The following is an 18,320-nucleotide window of genomic DNA, read 5'->3' as shown; positions in this document are numbered from 1 at the left end:
AATCCTAGACTGAAAAAACAATAACAGCAGGAGAATAAAAATGTTCAAACACATCCTACTTCCGACCGATGGTTCTCCTCTGTCTGAAATCGCCATTCAGAAGAGCATATCGCTCGCCAAGACTCTAGGCGCCAAAGTGACCGGTTTGTATGTCATACCGGAATACCATACCTTCACATGGCAGGCTGAAATGCTGTCAGATAGTAGTGGAGATTTTGCGAAATACGGTTTGGCTCAGGCAGACAAATTTCTGGGCGTGATCAGCGACAAAGCAAAAGAAGCCGGTGTAACAGCAGCATTGCTCCATCTAACAAGTGATCATCCCTATGAGGCGATCATTAAAGCTGCAGAAGATAACCAATGTGACTTGATAACGATGGCATCGCATGGTCGCAAGGGTATTCAGGGGGTTCTGATCGGCAGTGAAACGCAAAAGGTCCTTGCACATAGCAAAATACCTGTGCTGGTGTATCGGTGAGTATGTCGACAGATACCTTATCGTTTGGAGATCTCCTTCAATCAGATCTGCTCACGAAGAAGGTGCCAGCGTCGAATAATTCCAGCTAATGCCATGTCGATCACTCCAGTCTCCTACTCACATTGGTAAGTAGGAGTGTGTTCTACATGCGAGTCAGTTTTCGATGCAAGGCAACAAGCACCGGCGCTTACGCTTTTCCCGACTGCAGTGCTCATAAAAAATGGCTAGGACAATGATTGTTCTAGCCATTTTTTGTTTCAGTCTTTGATGCGCTGCAATCCTGATCAGTTAAAGCCGAAAACTCGCCGTTTTAGCAGCGCTTATTCCTGGATTGCTTTGGTCTGAAAATCCTCGGTCAGGTCAACCTTGGCCGGCACGCATTTATCAGAATGCGATGCGTCGGTGTACCTACTCAAAAATTACATCCCCGCTTCCTGCGCGTTCGACATTGCGTTTTAGCGGAGCCCCCTTAATGCGGACGTCGCCGGATCCAGAGAGCGCTACCCTGGCGGATTGCGAGGCATAGGCGTGCACATCACCTGAGCCTTTGATCTGGATATCTGCTGACTTCGCTTTTATGTCGACAATATCGATGTCCCCGGATCCCGCCACGACAACATTGACCGCATCCACCGATCCCGACGCTTTGATGTTTCCGGACCCCGCAATCCGGAGCTGCAGCGCCGCGCCCGCAAGCCCTGCGCCGACAAAGCTTCCTGATCCGTTAATCCCGACGGCCACTGGCGACGGCCCCGAGACCAAGGCACGTATAGGAGCGCTGGTCGAGAATGAGCCATTCATTGCCAGAACGAGCTGGCCTGCCACTACTTCAACAGTGATCAATGGCAAGATGTTTCCCTGCGCCAGCAGGCGCACGGACGGCGTCGTCGAGATCGTGTATGTGACGTCGACAGGTCCCTCGATCTTTACCGCATTAAACCTGGCTACAGGTCTCACTTCTTCCTTGATCGGCCCTTGACCGATGACGCTCTCACCAGCGCTGGATACATTGTTCCCGTTCACAATCACCACGCTGTTTCCATTGCTCCCGGCCGAGCCGTGTACCGTAGCGGTCGAATTGCCAGCCGCTTCGCATGACAGGGTCACGATAGTGAGTAAGCTTCCAACGATTGATATGTTGTTCATTTCTGCCCTTTCTGGAGTGACCGCTAGCCCAATTTGCTTTGCCCAACAGCTTGTGTAGTAGCAAAGCAGTCTCAGCAGCGGCGATGGCCTCATCGTTCGGCGACATCAGCTAGTGCATGCCGCTTTGTCTGAACCGCGAAGATCACCCTAAATCAGGTGTTGTTCCAGGCGACAACATCAGGCACGAATCCGTCAACGAAAGGTCGTTCAATGTCTAACAATTATGTAAGTCGAAAACATAACCATACATCCATGCGGGTTCCAAATGGCGCAATTTTTCATGCCTGATAACAAAGGCGAAAACACATCATCCAAAGCACCAACAGAGGCCTTGAATCTGGAAGCGTCCCTTAAAAAAAAGGCCGCTCAATGAGCGGCCAGCAATGTTTATTACATTAATAAAAAATTTACGACGTTATTTTTATGAAATAGCGGCTCTTCAGGATTGGTTGCTTATTCAACCGTCACGGATTTGGCAAGATTGCGTGGCTTGTCGACGTCGGTGCCGCGCGCCAGTGCCGTGTGATATGCCAGTAACTGCAGCGGCACTACATGCAAAATCGGCGACAAGGCGCCGTAGTGTTCAGGCAGGCGAATCACGTGCAGGCCTTCACCCGAAGTAATGCGCGAATCACCATCGGCGAAGACATACAACTCGCCGCCGCGTGCGCGCACTTCCTGCATATTCGATTTCAGTTTTTCGATCATCGGATCGTTAGGCGCAACGGTAACGACCGGCATTTCTTCCGTGACGAGTGCCAGCGGGCCGTGCTTGAGTTCACCGGCCGGGTATGCTTCGGCGTGTATGTATGAAATCTCTTTCAGCTTCAACGCGCCTTCCAGCGCAATCGGGTAGTGCAGGCCGCGTCCGAGGAAGAGGGCATTTTCCTTGCGCGCGAACGCTTCTGCCCACGCAATGATTTGCGGTTCCAGTGCGAGCACGGCGCTGATGGCGACCGGCAGGTGACGCATTTGTTTCAGGTAGGTCGCTTCCTGCTCGTCGCTCAGACGGCCTTTGACTTGCGCCAGCGCCAGCGTCAACAGGAATAGCGCAGCCAGTTGCGTGGTGAAGGCCTTGGTCGAGGCGACGCCGACTTCGACCCCGGCGCGCGTGATGTAGGCTAGTGCACACTCACGTACCATCGCACTGGTGGCAGCATTGCAGATCGTCAGCGTGTGCAGCATGCCTTGTGATTGTGCGTGGCGCAACGCGGCCAGCGTGTCGGCGGTTTCACCGCTTTGCGAAATAGTGACGACCAGGGTGTTCGGGTTCGGCACGCTGTCGCGGTAGCGATATTCGCTGGCGATTTCCACATTGCAGGTCACGCCGGCGATGGCTTCTATCCAGTATTTGGCGGTCATGCCGGAGTAGTAGCTGGTGCCGCAGGCGAGGATCAGAACCGAGTCGATTTTTCTGAATGTGGCAAATGCCTGGTCGCCAAAAATATCCGGAGTAATTGCGCTGATGCCTTCCAGTGTGTCGGCGATGGCGCGCGGCTGCTCGAAGATTTCCTTCTGCATGTAATGGCGATACGGGCCGAGTTCGACTGCGCCGGTGTGGGCGTGTACGGTTTTGACTTCGCGCTGCACCTGCTTGCCGTCGGCATCGACGATCCATGCGCGCTGCAATTGCAGGTCGACGACGTCGCCTTCTTCAAGGTAAATGATTTGATCGGTGGTGCCGGCCAATGCCAGTGCATCGGAGGCGACGAAGTTTTCGCCATTGCCTATGCCGACGATCAGCGGCGAACCGCGGCGTGCGCCGACCACGCGATGCGGCTCGTCGCGACTGAAGACGGCAATCGCAAAGGCACCGGTCAGGCGTTTGGTGGCAAGTTGTACGGTTTCAAACAAATCACCGGTATATAAATGATCGACCAGATGCGCGATGACTTCGGTATCGGTCTGGCTTTCAAACGCGTAACCCAGCGCTTTCAGTTCATCCCGCAGTTCGTCGTGGTTTTCGATGATGCCGTTGTGCACGAGGGCGATGCGGTCACGTGAAAAATGCGGATGCGCATTGTGCGATGCCGGTGCGCCATGCGTGGCCCAGCGCGTGTGGGCGATGCCGGTGAAGCCGGACAGATGCGTGCTTGCTATCTGCTGTTCGAGTTCTGCCACGCGTTCGGTGCTGCGCGCGCGTTTCAACTGACCATCGACATGCAAGGCGATACCGCAGGAATCGTAGCCGCGATATTCAAGACGTTTCAGGCCTTCAAGCAGGATGGGAGTGATATTGCGTTGCGCGACTGCGCCGACGATACCGCACATGGTTTACCTCGGGGTGATTTGTATAAGCCAGACAGTCTAGATGAGGATTTATGAAATAAGTTTTCTAAATATTGAAATAAATGGCTTATTATTTCTCTTAATTGATTAAGTGAAATTAAATTTCAAATTTTAATAAATATTTTTCATATGAGCGACGACAAAATAGTACTGGATGAACTGGATCGACGTATTTTGAATGCGCTGCAGGCCGATTCATCGCAAACCAACAACGATCTGGCGCTGGCTGTGCATGCATCGCCGCCTACCTGCCTGCGCCGCGTCAAGCGCTTGGTCGATGCCGGCGTGATCGAACGTCAGGTTGCGATTGTTTCGCCGCAAAAGATAGGTGCAGGGCTGACGGCTATCGTCGAAATCACCCTGGATAATCAGGCCGCCGAACGGCAGGTGGAATTTGAAGTTCTGGTCGCGGCCGAAAGCGCGATCCTGCAATGCTATCGCGTCTCGCCCGGTCCGGACTTTGTATTGATGATTCAGGTGGCGGATATGCCGGCGTATAACGCACTGGTGCATCGCCTGTTTGCCTCGCATGCAAATGTGCGCAACGTGAAAAGTTTTTTTTCCATCCATCGCAGCAAGTTCGAGACGCGGATCGCGGTGTGAACGCAGTAAGTGGCTACTTGTTGCGCAAGCCAAGTGTTTTCTTGCGCTCTTCCGTGTAGTGCCACCAAGGCAGGGCGGGCGCACCTTCCATGAAGCGGACGGCCGAAATAAAGGTATCGATCACGCAGGGATCGTGACGTGTCGCGGTCAGCTCACAAAGCTGCTCATATAAAGCGTACGGATTTTTCCCGGGCAAATCAGTGCACTGCCTGATGCCAAGCAAATGAAAATCCTTGACCATCGCCGGACCGATATTCGGTATTTGCTGCAAGTGCAATGCTTGCGCGGCGATGGTGGCCTTCTTCATCGATACTATTTTTTGATCTTGACCGGCCGCTGCCAGCTATCAACAGTGATTTGCTTGGCACGCGAGACGGTCAGCTTGTCGGCCGGCGCATCCTTGGTCAAAGTCGTACCGGCGCCGATGGTCGAACCTTTGCCCACGCGTATAGGAGCAATCAATTGCGTCGCGCTGCCGACGAAGACGTCGTCTTCGATGATGGTGCGCGATTTGTTGACGCCGTCGTAATTGCAGGTGATGGTGCCGGCGCCGATATTGACACGCGAACCTACGGTCGAGTCGCCGATGTAAGTCAGATGATTGGCCTTGCTGTGCGCGGCGATGTCGCTGTTTTTGACTTCGACGAAATTGCCGATATGCACATCTTCCGCCAGTACGGCGCCGGGGCGCAGGCGCGCGTAGGGGCCGATGATGCAGGCTGCACCGACGGTTGCACCTTCAAAATGACTGTAGGGACGAATGTGGCTTTGCGCACCGACCGTCGTATTGTGCAGCACGCAATATGCATCGATGCGTACGCCGTCTGCCAAGGTAACGTCGCCTTCAAATATGCAGCCGACATCAATGCTCACATCGCGTCCGCAAGTCAGTGTACCGCGCACATCGATGCGTGCCGGGTCGGCCAGCGTCACACCCTGCTCCAGTAATGCGTGGGCAATATTGTGCTGATGCACGCGTTCCAGTTCGGCCAATTGGACTTTGCTGTTGACGCCGTGGGTTTCCCACACGTGGTCGGGTTGGGCAGAAACGACTTGCACGCCATCGGCCACTGCGCTGGCCACAATGTCTGTCAGGTAATACTCGCCTTGTGCATTCTTGTTCGATAGCTTGGCGAGCCATGCTTTCAGTTGTTTGGTAGGAGCAACGATGATGCCGGTATTGACTTCGCGGATGGAGCGCTCCTGCTCACTGGCGTCTTTTTGCTCGACGATGCGCGTGATGGTGCCGTTTTCACGAACGATGCGACCGTAGCCGGTCGGGTTGTCCAGATCAACCGTCAAGATGCCCAACTTATCGGAGCCTGCGATGTCCAACAAGCGTTGCAATGAAGCAGCAGTTGTTAAAGGCACGTCGCCGTACAGAATCAGCGTGGGCGTATTGTCGTCCAGTTGCGGTACTGCCTGCATGACGGCGTGGCCGGTACCGAGTTGCGGTTCCTGTTTGGCAAATGATAAGTCCTTGCTTTGCAGCAGTTGCGGCACCTGTTCGCCGCCGTGGCCGTAGATCACGCACAGTGTGGATGGCGAGAGTTGCCGCGCGGTATCGATAACGTGGGACAGCAGCGGCTTGCCCGCCAGTGGATGCAAGACTTTCGGCAGCGCGGATTGCATGCGCTTTCCCATACCTGCAGCAAGAATGACGATATTCATAGGAAGCCAGTGAAAAGAATCCAAAATTTTATCACGCGTCCTCTCGGCCCTCTTGCAAAAAAAGCAGCAATTCTTTGCATGGCAGCTGCGCTCCTTGCCTGCAGTGCGGCGCGACTGGGTTACAGCAATGGTGAAACCATTTCCTACTGGTGGCTCAATAGCTATGTCGATTTCGACAGTGAGCAAAAGCCGTGGGTCAGAAACCGCATCGATCAGGTGTTTGCCTGGCATAGGAAGACGCAACTGAAAGAATACGTGCGTCTGATCGGCCGCATGCAGCATCGTGATCTGGCCACGGTGACGCCGGCTGATGTGATGGGTGACTATAACGATGCCAAAACACGCGTACTGATGATTGCCGACCGCGCTGCACCCGAGCTGGCAGAGCTGGCGCTCTCGCTCGACGCGGAGCAGATCGCCAACATAGAAAAGAAATTCTCCAAGTCCAACGACAGGTTCCGTAGCGAATATCTGCATGGCGATGTCGCAGCTCGACAGGAATTCCGTTACAGGAAAGTGCTCAAGCAGGCGGAATTCTGGTTTGGCAATTTCAGCCGGGAGCAGGAAGAAAAAATTCGCGCAGCCTCGAATGCGCGGCCGCTCAATAACGATTTGCTGATGCTGGATCGCGTACGCCGGCAGCAGGAACTGATCGCGTTATTGAAGAAAATCCGGACTGAAAAACCGGACAGGGATGCAGCAACCGCCATGTTGAAGCAATTTGTTGCGGCAACCGTTGATCGCTTCGGCAACAGGCAGCATCAGATATTTTTTGATGAATCGGCTGCCGCCACGGCTGTGATGGTGGCGAGCATCATGCATATTGCAACGCCTGCGCAGAAGGCGTATTTCGTGAGGGCATTGCAGGACTGGGTCAGCGATTTCAACCGGCTTGCCGCCTAGTTTTTTCATGGATGGCAATGCAAGACGCTAGAATGGGTTGCCAATGTCGGCTAGCTTCCGGGAGGCTGTAAATAATGAAACGTCTGACCATGACTTTATTTCTGTCTTTGTTTGCAACAGGGCTCCTTGCCCAATCAGCAACGCAGTCTGACAATCCGTGTCTGGTGAAGCGGCAGGATATTCAACGGCAGATTGATCAGGCGAAGGCGCACGGTAATGAGCGCAGGCTGGCTGGTTTGCACAAGGCGCTGCAGGAAAACGAGGCGAACTGTACGCCGGAATCATTGCGCCGCGAGCGTGAGCGCGATGTCAGTCAGGCACGGGAGAAAGTTGTCGAACGTGAGCGCGAATTGAGTCAGGCGAAGGCCGAAGGCGAGAGCAAGAAAAAAATCGCCAAGCGCGAACGGAAGTTGGCGGAAGCAAACGCTGAACTGCATCGTGCGCAAAAAATCGCGGACGAGCGCTAATTGCGGCATCGCCATTCCCGGTTGAAGGGAATGGCAAAGTGCAAATTTAATCGTCTGTGCGCAGTGGTATCACGCTGGAGATGGTGCTGCCGGTCGAACATGGCTCTTCATCGAATGCGATATCGCCATTCGGCATCGCGACGCCGGTAGCCTGCAAGCCGGCAAAGCCGAACAATTCCTTATCCATCAAATGCGAAGGCACCACGGTTGAGAGCGACGAGAAGATATTGTCGACGCGGCCCGGGTGCTTTTTCTCCCATTCGCGCAGCATGTTCTTGATCTGTTTGCGTTGCAGGTTTTCCTGGCTGCCGCACAAATCGCAAGGAATAATGGGGAAATTCTTGACCTGGGCATAGCGCTCGGTATCGGCTTCCTTCACATACGCCAGCGGACGGATCACGATGTGTTTGCCATCGTCCGATTGCAGTTTCGGCGGCATGCCCTTGATCTTTGCGCCAAAAAACATGTTCAGGAAAAAGGTTTCCATGATGTCGTCGCGATGATGGCCGAGCGCGATCTTGGTCGCGCCCAATTCATCTGCCACCCGATACAAAATCCCGCGCCGCAGGCGCGAGCATAGTGAGCAGGTGGTTTTGCCTTCCGGAATCAGACGCTTGACGATGCTGTAGGTATCCTGATTCTCGATGTGGAATGGAATATCCAGTTGCTTCAGATATGCCGGCAGGATGTGATCGGGGAAGTTCGGTTGTTTCTGATCGAGATTGACGGCAACAATATCGAACTTGATCGGCGCGCGTTCGCGCAGCGTCATCAGGATATCCAGCAAGGCGTAGCTATCCTTGCCGCCGGACAGGCAAACCATGATCTTGTCGCCGTCTTCTATCATGTTGAAGTCGCCGATGGCCTGGCCGACCTGGCGGCACAGGCGTTTGTGCAGCTTGTTGTTTTCGTAGACGATTTTTTCGCCCTGCTTGAAGCTCAGCGCAGCAGCGGTTTCTGCCGGTGCGGATAAGGAAGCTTCATTGATCACGGATTGCGACACCTTAATTCCCCTTGATACGGAATACTTCGACGCCTACCGATTCGCAATCAGGATAGACGTCGGGCTTTTCAGTTGAAACGCGTACGGCGCGTACTTTTGGATGCGCCAGCATGGCTTTGACCACATCGTCGCACAAGGTTTCCTGCAAATGAATATGGCCTTGCGCCATGCGTTTGGCGATGCTGCTGCGCATGAAGTCGTAATCGACAACTTCTTCCAGCGTATCGGCAGTCGGTGTCGATTCGGCCAGCGGAATGAACAGATCGACGTTGATCAGCACGCGCTGTTCGCCTTTCTTTTCAAACTCGTGCACGCCGATATTGATCTGTACTTCGTAATTGTTCAGGAACAGACGGCGGCAATCGGCGAGCTGTGGATGGAAAAGGAAGGAATTCATAATTTTGGAAGGTAAATAAACCGGTTGTACTGCGATAAATAATGCTAAATCAGGACGCGACAAACATGACGTCGCGCTGCAAGGGAATCAGATGCTGGCCGCCATCGACGACCAGCGTCGTGCCGGTAATGGCAGGCGCCTCGGCGACAAAGCACACGGTTGCGGCAATATCATCCGGCGTGCTGGAGCGGCCCAGGGGTGTAACTTGATGCGCACGTGCGAATTCTGCCTCGCTCTGCTCGCCGGAAACCAGCGTAATGCCGGGCGCCACGCCAACCACGCGTACTTTCGGCGCCAGCGCCTGCGCCAGCATGGTCGTGGCGCTGTGCAGAGCGGCTTTTGACAAAGTGTAGGACAAAAAATCCGGGTTCAGATTGAACAGTTTTTGATCAAGCAGATTGACGACGACCGCTTGCCCGCGCTCGGGTGTGGCTTCGTACAAAGCTTGCGCCAGCAATACCGGTGCCACCAGATTCACATGCATGTGCGCATCCAGTGCGGCGGTGGAAAAATCGGCGGCGCTGTCGTAATCGAACAGCGAGGCGTTGTTGACCACGCAGGAAATCGGCCCCAATTGCGCTGAAGCGCGGCGCAGCAGCGACTTGACTGCGGTTTCATCGTTCAAATCGCAAGACAGTGCAATCGCACGCTGCCCGAGCGCCTGTATATCGGCAACGGTGGCGCGCGCGTCATCGGCCGAACGGGCGTAATGCACGACCACATCCCAGCCGCGTTGCGCCAGCGCGAGCGCGATTGTGCGTCCGATGCGGCGGGCGCCGCCGGTAACGAGCGCTGTTTTTCTCGACGTTGTCTGTTTGTCTGTGGACATGGGTGCTTGTGTGTTCCGCTGATTTCTCTACAATATGGCCATGCAACTGCAACTGCCTCAACCTACTCCGGACGCGCTAGCCGCGTCGCATACGCTCCAGAACCTGATCGCTGAAGAAATTCGCCGGCATGATGGCTGGATTTCTTTCGCCCGTTACATGGAGCTGGCGCTGTATGCGCCCGACCTCGGTTATTACAGTGGCGGTGCGGCAAAACTCGGCAAAGACGGTGATTTTACAACCGCGCCCGAAATCACGTCGCTTTTTGGTGAAACGCTGGCCCACGCGGTGGGTGATCTGATGACGCAGAGCGCGCCGCAGATCCTCGAATTCGGTGCCGGCACCGGCAAGCTGGCATTCGATATTCTGACTGAATGCGCGGCTGCCGGCATCCATCTTGAACATTATGCAATTGTCGAATTGTCCGGCGAATTGCGCGCCCGCCAGCAGCAGATGCTGGCCGGGTTCCCGCAGGTAAGCTGGCTGGACGATTTTCCGCCGGCGTTTTCCGGTGTGGTGCTGGGCAATGAAGTGCTGGATGCAATGCCGGTTTCGCTGGTGGTCAAAGGCGAACACGCGTGGCTGGAGCGCGGCATCGCTTTCGATGGTGGCAATTTTATCTACGTGGATCGGCCTTGCGATGCCACGCTGGTGGCGCAAATCCCGGACGCGGCAGATTTGCCGGTCGGCTATTTGACGGAAGTGCATCCTGTGGCCGCCGGCTTCATGGGCACACTGGCCGAGATGTTCGCGGCCGGGCTGGAGCAGTCGGGCAAGGGCGGGGCGGCAATATTGTTCGATTACGGTTTCCCGGCCAGCGAATACTATCTGGACCAGCGCAGTGCCGGTACGCTGATGTGCCACTATCGCCATCATGCACATCCCGATCCGTTTTATCTGCCTGGTTTGCAGGACATCACTGCGCACGTCGATTTCACCGCCATGGCTTACGCAGCGGTGCGCAGCGGACTGGAAATGCTCGGTTACATGAGTCAGGCCTCATTTTTGCTGACGGCAGGGCTGGGTGACCGCTTGCTGCAGACGTCGCCTGAGGATGCGCGTGCCTATCTGCCACAGGCCAATGCGGTGCAGAAACTGACTTCGCCGGCAGAAATGGGCGAGTTGTTCAAGGTGCTGGTGGTCGGTCTGGGCGTGCAATTGCCGGATCAGTTCGATCACATGGATCAAAGTCACCGACTTTAAAATATAAGATGCCGGCACCTGTTGCGGCTGTAACAGCATCGTGAAAGCTGCCCATGTTGCGCTGGTTTCTTGTTATCTTTCTTGCCGTTATCGTGTTTTCCGCCGCCTTGCCGTGGCTGGAAAAATTCGGCGTCGGCAAATTGCCGGGCGATGTGCGTTTTACGCTGTTCGGCAAGAAAATATTCCTGCCGTTTGCTTCGACGGTGCTGTTGTCGATGCTGGTTTTTTTACTGGCACGTCTGCTGTGAACACGGCGGGAAATAATTTTTTCACTCTGCGGAGGAGGCACAATGATTCGCTGGGTAGCAGTAATTTTCCTCGGGCTGACCGTTTTTTACGCGCTGCTGCCGTGGATACTCGCAAAAGTCGGCGTAGGCCGCATCATAGGCGACGTTCAATTCAAACTTTTCGACCGTATCTTCGTTCTGCCCTTCGGCTCGACCGTGCTGTGGTCGGCGCTCGCCTTCCTGATTGCCGAAGTGGTCAAGCGCACCTGTGCGTTTTGCTGATTTGGCCGAAAATCCCTGCCGTTAGCTAAAAAATCCGTCATTTTGACGTGATGGTCCGCGCTAATGTTATGATTCACGACTTATCAACAGTAGGGCTGGCGGGTGTAACCGCGGGTTCCCTTAGTAGTGGACATATTAATTATCCTGGGTTTGATCCTGGTCAATGGCGTTTTCGCCATGTCCGAAATAGCGGTCGTAACCTCCAAACGCATTCGTCTCCAGAAGTTAGCAGAAAACGGCAGCCGCGGCGCCAAGGCCGCACTTGATCTTTCTGACAGCCCCAGCCGTTTTCTCTCCACCATCCAGGTCGGTATCACACTGATAGGCATTTTCAACGGTGCATTCGGTGAAGCGTCGCTGGTCGAACGCCTGACACCGGAAATCGCCTTGATTCCGGTTCTATCCATGTATGCGCGCGAAATCGCGCTCGGCATCGTCGTGGTCGGTATTACCTTCGGTTCGCTGATTCTGGGTGAATTGGTGCCTAAACGCATCGCGATGCAATATCCGGAAGTGGTGGCCTCTGTGGTGGCAGCGCCGATGTTGTGGCTGTCGCGTCTGATGGGACCGTTCGTCAAGATTCTGACCGGCACCACGGAATTCATCCTGCGCATACTCGGTATGCAGCACAAGAAGGAAGATGCGGTAACCGAGGAAGAAATCGCCGGCCTGATACGCGAAGGTACCGACGCCGGCCTGTTTGAGAAAACCGAGCACGATATCGTGTCACGCGCGCTGCGTCTGGATGACCAGCGCGTGGCGGCCTTGATGACGCCGCGACTGGATGTGCATTTCATCGATCTGGAAGATACGATAGAAACCAATCTGGCCAAGATTGCCGATAGTGCGTACAACCGTTTCCCTGTATGCCGCGGCAATATTTCCCACATTATCGGGATCGTCCATGCGGGCAGCCTGTTTGAACAGATGATACGCGGCAAGGCCATCACCTCGCTGGATATTGAAGGCGCAACCAGGCCGCCGCTGTTCGTGCCGGAAACCATCAGTGCGATGCAATTGCTGGAAACGCTGAAGAAAAACCGCGCTGAACTGGCGCTGGTGATCGATGAGTACGGCGAAATCGAAGGCGTCGTCACGCTCAGCGATGTGCTGGGCGCGCTGGTCGGCGATGTATCGGTGATTGATGAACATCATGAAGTCGATGGCGTGCAGCGCGACGACGGTTCATGGCTGATCGATGGCGGCGTATCGTTCGACCGCTTCCGCGAATTGCTGGAAACCGATGTGCGCTTCCCGGAAGAAGCGTCCGGCACCTATCACACGCTGGCAGGTTTCGTGATGACCTTCCTCGGCCATATTCCGAAAATGTCGGATAGCTTTGAATGGGAAGGCTACCGGATCGAGGTGGTCGACATGGATCGCAATCGCATCGATCGCTTGCTGATCACCAAACTTGATCCGCCGCCGGAAGAAGATGCTGCGGACGAAGGAAACTGATTTGCATCCTTGTTCCGCAAGATAAGACAAGCGTCAGACGTAAAAAGGCCGGATACAGTCCGGCCTTTTTCATGGGCTTTGAATGCCTTGCCGCCTTGTCGCAGGAACTGCGGGTGAAAAAAGCAATCCATCGTCAGGATGGTGTTTCCCTGGATAAATGATAGGCGGAAGCACTTATACTGAACTTCTACCAGCCTCACTCATTCATTCGCCATGCCAACAATGACCCTGGAAGACTTGCGTACGCGCTACGGTGAACGCTACAAATGGCTGGTCCTGCTGACCTGCATGATAGGCAACGTCGCCGCGATTCTTTCCTCGACCATCGTCAACGTTGCGATTCCCGATTTAAGTCACTACTTCACGCTGGGGCAGGAGCGCGCGCAATGGGTCTCCACCAGTTTCATGCTGGCGATGACGCTGTCCATGCTGACCACGCCGTGGCTATTGCAGCGCTTCGGTTTGCGCCGCACTTATACCGGCGCCGTCAGTCTGTTGCTGCTGGGCGGCGTGGTGGGCGGCTTCAGTGTCAATTACCCCATGCTTTTATCGATGCGCGTGCTGGAAGGTGTGGCGGCTGGCGTGATGCAGCCGATACCGGCGATCGTGATCTTGCGCGCATTTGCATCTGAAGAGCAGGGCAAGGCGATGGGAATTTTCGGTTTCGGCGTGGTGTTGACACCGGCGATAGGGCCGAGTGTTGGCGGCTTTTTGGTGGAATTGTTTGGCTGGCGTTCGATTTTCTTCGTGGTGGTGCCGCCCTGCCTGCTGGTGTTTTACATGATCCGGCGCTTTCTGCCCTTGTATAACCAGATTCTGGAAAATGCCAAGCCGCTGGACTGGAAAGGTTTGCTGTTAATCGGCATCAGCATCATCAGTCTGTTGAACGGCCTGGTGGAATTGCGTGCCGATATGCGCCAGGCCCTGCTGCTCCTGCTGCTGGGGGTGGGCAGTTTCATTGCTTTTATTGTCTACCAGTTGCGCACCCGGAACGAACCCCTGGTGAACATGGCTTTGTTCGGTTATCGGCAATTTGCGATGGGTGCGCTGGTGGCTTTCATTTACGGCATGGGCTTGTTCGGTTCTACCTATCTGCTGCCGGTCTATCTGCAAATCGCGCTGCATTACGCGCCGTCGCAAGCCGGCCTGGTGCTGCTGCCGGCAGGCATCGTGCTGGCGCTGACGATTCCGCTGGCCGGACGGCTGGCAGATCGTTATCCGCCGAACGTGCTGGTTGCCATCGGCCTGGTTTTTCTCACGGCGTCCTTTGTATTGATGGCCAATGGTTCACCTGCCACCAGTTATCTGATGTTGATGGCGTGGGCCGTCATCGGGCGTATCGGTCTGGGTTTTGTGTTGCCGGCTCTCAGCCTGGGTGCAATGCGCGGACTGGACATCAAGCTGATCGCACAAGGCGTGAGCGCGATCAATTTTGCACGCCAGCTGGGCGGCGCCATAGGCGTCAGTCTGGTCGGCATAGTGCTGGAGTGGCGCATCGCGGTACATGAAGCGCGGCAGGCGCTGGGCACCGACAATCATCGCAATGCATTCAATGAAACTTTTTTCCTGGTCGCCGTCTTGTGCGCCATTGCGGTGGTTGCGGCATGGTATATGCGCGCAAAGCCGTCGCCTGTTGAATGAATGTGCAGTGCCCTCGTGTGCGTTGATAGTGATTTATGCCGAAAAACAACTAAAAATTGCGGGATTTACTGCAAGATGCGATATGGTTACTATTGGGAAACTTATTGATAGAGCTTGCTTGTTACGACGGGATATAGGTAAATTTTTTGGCGGATTTACATGCGACAAACTGGCGATCACAATACGCTTCCCGGCACGGGCTCTTTGCCTTTGCAGGACGCTGCACGCCGTCCCGTCGCGCATCAGCAAAAAAATACGCAAGCTGACGTCCATCCGACAAAAATTCACGTCGTGCAGGCACGCCGCCATTCGGCCTCCGATCGCGATGAACGGCAGTTCACACGTATCCGGCGTTTGATGCTGGCAGGCGTACTGGCCTTGTTGTACATGCTGACGCTGGGTATTTTTTACCTGCAGCATTTGATCGCATTGCAAACGCTGCAAATTGCCATTGTTCTGGCCTGCACATTTTTTCTGCTGTTTCGCCTCTGTTTTGCGCTCGACTGGAATCTGAAGGCAAAAGAAAAAAATCTGCGCATGCCGATTACCTTGTGCTCCATCGGCATCATGCTGTTCGTGGGGTATCTGGAGCCGGTGACGCAACTGGTGTTCGTGCCGTTTCTGTTTCTGATCATGGCTTTTGTCATGCATCGTTTTTTGCCGCGTACGATATTGCTGCTGGCGCTCATCACTTTGGCCGGCTATGCCGGCGTGGTGGCGACGCATTACGTGCGGCATGGCAGCAATGCCATATTCGTGCTGGAAAGTGCGCAGTTGCTGGTGCTGGCAGTGACACTGCCGGGTTTTGCATTGTTGGCCAATCGTGTGCAGAGGTTGCACAATGCCTTGTTCAAGGCGAACCGGAAAATCCGGAATATCGAGGAAGACGCGCAGCGCGACGTGTTGCTCGGCTGCTTCAATCGTCGTTATATCGTGGCGGCTCTGGAACAACAGAAGCGGCTTGCCGATGATGCCGGCACGCCGCTTTGTCTGGCGGTGATCGATCTCGATCATTTCAAGCGTATCAACGACGAAGCCGGTCATCTGGGCGGCGATGAAGTCTTGCGCACGTTTGCGCGCATCGCGCAGAATAATGTACGGGAAGGCGATATATTCGGCCGTTACGGCGGTGAAGAATTTCTGCTGGTCTTGCCGAATACTTCCCTGCTTGCCGCCTTGAATGTGGCCGAACGCATACGCGAGCAAGTCGAACATTTTGCGTGGGACAAGAAATTACGCAATCGCGTCACGGTATCGATAGGCCTCACACAGCAGATACCGGGCGAATCCGTACTGGATTTGTTTTCGCGTACCGATACCGCGATGTATATGGCCAAGCAGGGCGGACGCAATCAGGTGGTCGTTGAAGAACCGGCTGCAGATGCCGCCATCGCCTGATTTTTTGCTATCCGTCCATGTGCATGGTTTATTCGCTTGCAGTTCAACATGTTCAGGTCATGCGCAACAATTGCAATAACGCCGCTGACAAATGCAATAATGCTCCACAGCATTCAGCCTATGGCTTGGATGCGTCTGATGTCTTTTTATAGCTTTTAATATCATGCAAGAACTTGCCGGACTGACCGCACTGATTATCGAGCCGCACGCAGGCATGCGGGCCAGCATCCACAATATGTTGAGTCTGGGTGGTGTCAGCAAAATCGAATATGCAAATAACTCCGGTACGGCAATTCGTCCCCTCAAGCAAAAAACGTTCGATCTGGTGATCTGTGAGTACGATCTGGGCGAAGGGCAGCAGGATGGGCAGCAGTTACTGGAAGATTTGCGGCACAACAAGCTGATCCCGCTTTCGACGATATTTTTCATGGCGACGGCCGAACGTACGCACGGCAAAGTGGTGAGCGCGGCCGAGCTGGCTCTCAATGATTATGTGTTGAAGCCATTTACTGCCGATACCTTGATGGAACGTATTTCCAGGGCGATTGAAAAACGTAATGTGCTGATGCCGGTATATCGCCAGGTCGAGCTGGGTAATCTGGGGCGGGCGATTGAGATTTGCCAGGATGGCGAAAGCAAGAAAGCCGCTTATCGCACCGATTTTCTGCGCTTGCGTGCAGAGATGCACATGACGCTGGGCGAGGTGAGTGCGGCAGAAGAGATTTATACCGAATTATTGGCCAAGCGTTCGATTGCCTGGGCCCACCTTGGTCTGGCCAGTACACTCTTCATGCAGGAGCGGTATGAAGAAGCGGAAGAAAAACTGACCGCATTGATCGACGATAAGAAAGAATTTCTTGAGGCCTATGACTGGCTCGCCAAAACACAGGAAGCCAGGGGCAATCTGACGCAGATGCAGGCGACGCTGGAAAGCGCCGTGGCGCGCTCGCCCTATGCGTTGCGACGTTTGCGCAAGCTGGGCAAGGTAGCCCTGCAAACCGGCGATGCCGATACCGCACACAAGGTATTTCAGCAGGTGGTCAACAAAGCCAAGTTTTCTGAATTCCGTGAGCCGGAAGATCATGTGCATCTGGTGGAAACCTCGCTGGCCAAAGGCGAAGTCAAACTGGTGCCTGCCATCATCCGCGATCTCGCCAAATCCCTGGCCGGATTCAAAAAAACCGCCGCGTGCCGTGCGATCGCGAGCGCCTTGTTGCACAGGCATAACGGCGACAAGGGGCAGGCGGATGAAGAGCTGGAAGTGGCATTGCTGGCCTGCAAGGAACCTATCAACCTGAGTAACGATACCAAGCTGACGCTGGCGAAAAATTGCCTGGAGAGCGGCATGGATCAGGGCGTGATCGATGTCATGACTTCAGTGGTCGGTAATGCGCCGACTGCCGTTGCGGTCAGCAGTGCCATGCGTTTGCTGCAGGAGGGCGGGCGCGAAGATCTGGTCAAGCGCGTGACGCGCGCCAGCAAGAGTCAGGTGGTGGATATGGTGGCTGCGGGCGCCGAAAAAGCACGCCTCGGCGATTTTCAGGGGGCGGTGGTATTGATGTCGGAAGCGGCGGAGAGATTGCCGCACAATCCGCAGGTCGTATTCAATGCGGCGGTGGCCGCATTGAAATGCCTGGACAATCTGGGTTGGGACATGCAGCTAGGCGAAAAGGCGCGCAGCTACGTTGCCGAGGCGCGCCAGCTGGACCCGCGCAATCCGCGACTTTCCTTGTTGAGCGGCATGTACCGCGACATCCTGAAAAAATACGGCATCAATGATGTGAATACCATTCCCGTCGCACCTACCACCGTGGCGATCGGCAAAGCCGCAGGTGAGGCGGCAACCAAATCCGAAGTCAAGCCAGAATCTGCAATCGGTCAGGAAATCGACGCGAAATAATCGGCGGTGCTTTGTCTGCAGTCATATTCCAGACTGTTTGCTGCATTTCACTGCGTCTGCAAGAAACTGTCGAGCAGTTCAGGCGGCCGGGCGATCAGCGCGCGGTCGTTGAAGCGCACGATGGGGCGCTGTAATAGTTGCGGGTGTGCGGCAAGTGCCTGCAGCAAGCTGGCGTCATCGGCCTGCTGTAGCGATAAGGTATCGAAAAGCGCTTCGTTGTCGCGCACCATGTCACGCACGCTGCAGGCTGTCGTTGCGTGCAGCAACTGATGCAGTTCGGTCAACTGAGCCAGGCTTGGCGGCGTTTTCTGATAATCGACGATATCCAGATCGAGTTGATGTTGTGCCGCAAATTGCTGCGTCAGTTCTAAAGCGCCGCGCGATTTGGAGCAGCGTGGGTTGTGATAAATGATCAGCATGATGTGCC

Annotated in this window: 19 protein-coding genes; 11 read left to right on the top strand and 8 right to left on the bottom strand. The window is 54.8% G+C overall.

All coding sequences use genetic code 11. From position 1 onward, the window contains the following. Window positions 1-40: 40 nt before the first annotated feature. Window positions 41-478, top strand: a complete 438-nt coding sequence (locus ABWP27_RS00475) for a universal stress protein (RefSeq protein ID WP_353152291.1) — start codon at window positions 41-43, stop codon at window positions 476-478. A 408-nt stretch (window positions 479-886) separates the two neighbouring features. Here ABWP27_RS00475 and ABWP27_RS00470 read toward each other — a convergent pair whose 3' ends face one another. Continuing rightward, window positions 887-1,624: a head GIN domain-containing protein gene (locus tag ABWP27_RS00470; RefSeq protein WP_353152289.1), complete on the bottom strand. Its 738-nt coding sequence runs from the start codon at window positions 1,622-1,624 to the stop codon at window positions 887-889. A gap of 453 nt (window positions 1,625-2,077) precedes the next feature. Further along, window positions 2,078-3,895 carry a glutamine--fructose-6-phosphate transaminase (isomerizing) gene (gene glmS / locus ABWP27_RS00465; protein ID WP_353152287.1) on the bottom strand — a complete coding sequence of 606 codons (1,818 nt, stop codon included), beginning with the start codon at window positions 3,893-3,895 and terminating at the stop codon, window positions 2,078-2,080. Window positions 3,896-4,042: 147 nt separating this feature from the next. Between glmS and ABWP27_RS00460 the strand changes: the two genes are divergently transcribed. Then, on the top strand, window positions 4,043-4,516 hold the full coding sequence (locus tag ABWP27_RS00460) for an Lrp/AsnC family transcriptional regulator (RefSeq protein ID WP_353152285.1): 474 nt from the start codon (window positions 4,043-4,045) through the stop codon (window positions 4,514-4,516). Window positions 4,517-4,529: 13 nt separating this feature from the next. Here ABWP27_RS00460 and ABWP27_RS00455 read toward each other — a convergent pair whose 3' ends face one another. Together ABWP27_RS00455 and glmU are read right to left on the bottom strand one after the other, a co-directional pair. Then, window positions 4,530-4,823 (bottom strand): helix-hairpin-helix domain-containing protein, encoded by a 294-nt coding sequence (locus tag ABWP27_RS00455; protein WP_353152283.1) that lies wholly within the window; start codon window positions 4,821-4,823, stop codon window positions 4,530-4,532. 5 nt (window positions 4,824-4,828) lie between these two features. Beyond that, the gene (glmU, locus tag ABWP27_RS00450; protein ID WP_353152281.1) at window positions 4,829-6,187 is read right to left on the bottom strand and encodes a bifunctional UDP-N-acetylglucosamine diphosphorylase/glucosamine-1-phosphate N-acetyltransferase GlmU; all 1,359 of its coding nucleotides are present in this window, start codon (window positions 6,185-6,187) and stop codon (window positions 4,829-4,831) included. Between the two features lie 78 nt (window positions 6,188-6,265). On the opposite strand from glmU, the gene ABWP27_RS00445 reads away from it, so the two are divergent. Further along, on the top strand, window positions 6,266-7,090 hold the full coding sequence (locus ABWP27_RS00445) for a DUF6279 family lipoprotein (protein WP_353152279.1): 825 nt from the start codon (window positions 6,266-6,268) through the stop codon (window positions 7,088-7,090). Between the two features lie 74 nt (window positions 7,091-7,164). Then, the gene (locus ABWP27_RS00440; RefSeq protein ID WP_353152277.1) at window positions 7,165-7,557 is read left to right on the top strand and encodes a DUF1090 domain-containing protein; all 393 of its coding nucleotides are present in this window, start codon (window positions 7,165-7,167) and stop codon (window positions 7,555-7,557) included. Window positions 7,558-7,603: 46 nt separating this feature from the next. On the opposite strand, the gene ttcA is transcribed toward ABWP27_RS00440, so the two are convergent. Genes ttcA through ABWP27_RS00425 form a run of 3 tightly spaced genes read right to left on the bottom strand, consistent with a single transcriptional unit; the run spans window position 7,604 to window position 9,786 of the window. Beyond that, on the bottom strand, window positions 7,604-8,560 hold the full coding sequence (ttcA, locus tag ABWP27_RS00435; RefSeq protein WP_353152275.1) for a tRNA 2-thiocytidine(32) synthetase TtcA: 957 nt from the start codon (window positions 8,558-8,560) through the stop codon (window positions 7,604-7,606). A 1-nt stretch (window position 8,561) separates the two neighbouring features. After that, window positions 8,562-8,957: a dihydroneopterin aldolase gene (locus ABWP27_RS00430; protein WP_353152273.1), complete on the bottom strand. Its 396-nt coding sequence runs from the start codon at window positions 8,955-8,957 to the stop codon at window positions 8,562-8,564. A 49-nt stretch (window positions 8,958-9,006) separates the two neighbouring features. Next, entirely contained in the window at window positions 9,007-9,786 is a 780-nt protein-coding gene (locus ABWP27_RS00425; RefSeq protein ID WP_353152271.1) for an SDR family oxidoreductase, read from the bottom strand. Window positions 9,787-9,826: 40 nt separating this feature from the next. On the opposite strand from ABWP27_RS00425, the gene ABWP27_RS00420 reads away from it, so the two are divergent. From ABWP27_RS00420 to ABWP27_RS00390, 7 genes are all read left to right on the top strand, one after another. Next, window positions 9,827-10,987 carry a class I SAM-dependent methyltransferase gene (locus ABWP27_RS00420; RefSeq protein WP_353152269.1) on the top strand — a complete coding sequence of 387 codons (1,161 nt, stop codon included), beginning with the start codon at window positions 9,827-9,829 and terminating at the stop codon, window positions 10,985-10,987. Window positions 10,988-11,040: 53 nt separating this feature from the next. Further along, the gene (locus tag ABWP27_RS00415) at window positions 11,041-11,235 is read left to right on the top strand and encodes a DUF2905 domain-containing protein (RefSeq protein ID WP_353152267.1); all 195 of its coding nucleotides are present in this window, start codon (window positions 11,041-11,043) and stop codon (window positions 11,233-11,235) included. Between the two features lie 42 nt (window positions 11,236-11,277). After that, on the top strand, window positions 11,278-11,496 hold the full coding sequence (locus ABWP27_RS00410) for a DUF2905 domain-containing protein (RefSeq protein WP_353152265.1): 219 nt from the start codon (window positions 11,278-11,280) through the stop codon (window positions 11,494-11,496). Between the two features lie 126 nt (window positions 11,497-11,622). Continuing rightward, a complete protein-coding gene (locus tag ABWP27_RS00405) occupies window positions 11,623-12,954 on the top strand; it encodes a hemolysin family protein (RefSeq protein ID WP_353152263.1) in 1,332 nt (443 codons plus the stop codon). Between the two features lie 213 nt (window positions 12,955-13,167). Continuing rightward, window positions 13,168-14,595 (top strand): DHA2 family efflux MFS transporter permease subunit, encoded by a 1,428-nt coding sequence (locus tag ABWP27_RS00400; protein WP_353152261.1) that lies wholly within the window; start codon window positions 13,168-13,170, stop codon window positions 14,593-14,595. A 159-nt stretch (window positions 14,596-14,754) separates the two neighbouring features. Next, window positions 14,755-15,993 carry a GGDEF domain-containing protein gene (locus ABWP27_RS00395; protein WP_353152259.1) on the top strand — a complete coding sequence of 413 codons (1,239 nt, stop codon included), beginning with the start codon at window positions 14,755-14,757 and terminating at the stop codon, window positions 15,991-15,993. A 163-nt stretch (window positions 15,994-16,156) separates the two neighbouring features. Further along, complete coding sequence (locus ABWP27_RS00390; RefSeq protein ID WP_353152257.1) at window positions 16,157-17,893, top strand: response regulator; 1,737 nt, start codon at window positions 16,157-16,159, stop codon at window positions 17,891-17,893. 47 nt (window positions 17,894-17,940) lie between these two features. Here ABWP27_RS00390 and ABWP27_RS00385 read toward each other — a convergent pair whose 3' ends face one another. After that, window positions 17,941-18,312, bottom strand: a complete 372-nt coding sequence (locus ABWP27_RS00385) for an ArsC/Spx/MgsR family protein (protein ID WP_353152255.1) — start codon at window positions 18,310-18,312, stop codon at window positions 17,941-17,943. Between the last annotated feature and the right edge of the window lie 8 nt (window positions 18,313-18,320).

Origin of the sequence: Herminiimonas fonticola (genome assembly GCF_040395855.1) — a bacterium.
Lineage (GTDB): Bacteria > Pseudomonadota > Gammaproteobacteria > Burkholderiales > Burkholderiaceae_D > Oxalicibacterium > Oxalicibacterium fonticola_A.
The sequence above is the reverse complement of the archived record's forward strand: the minus strand, read 5'-3'. Positions and strand labels throughout refer to the sequence as shown.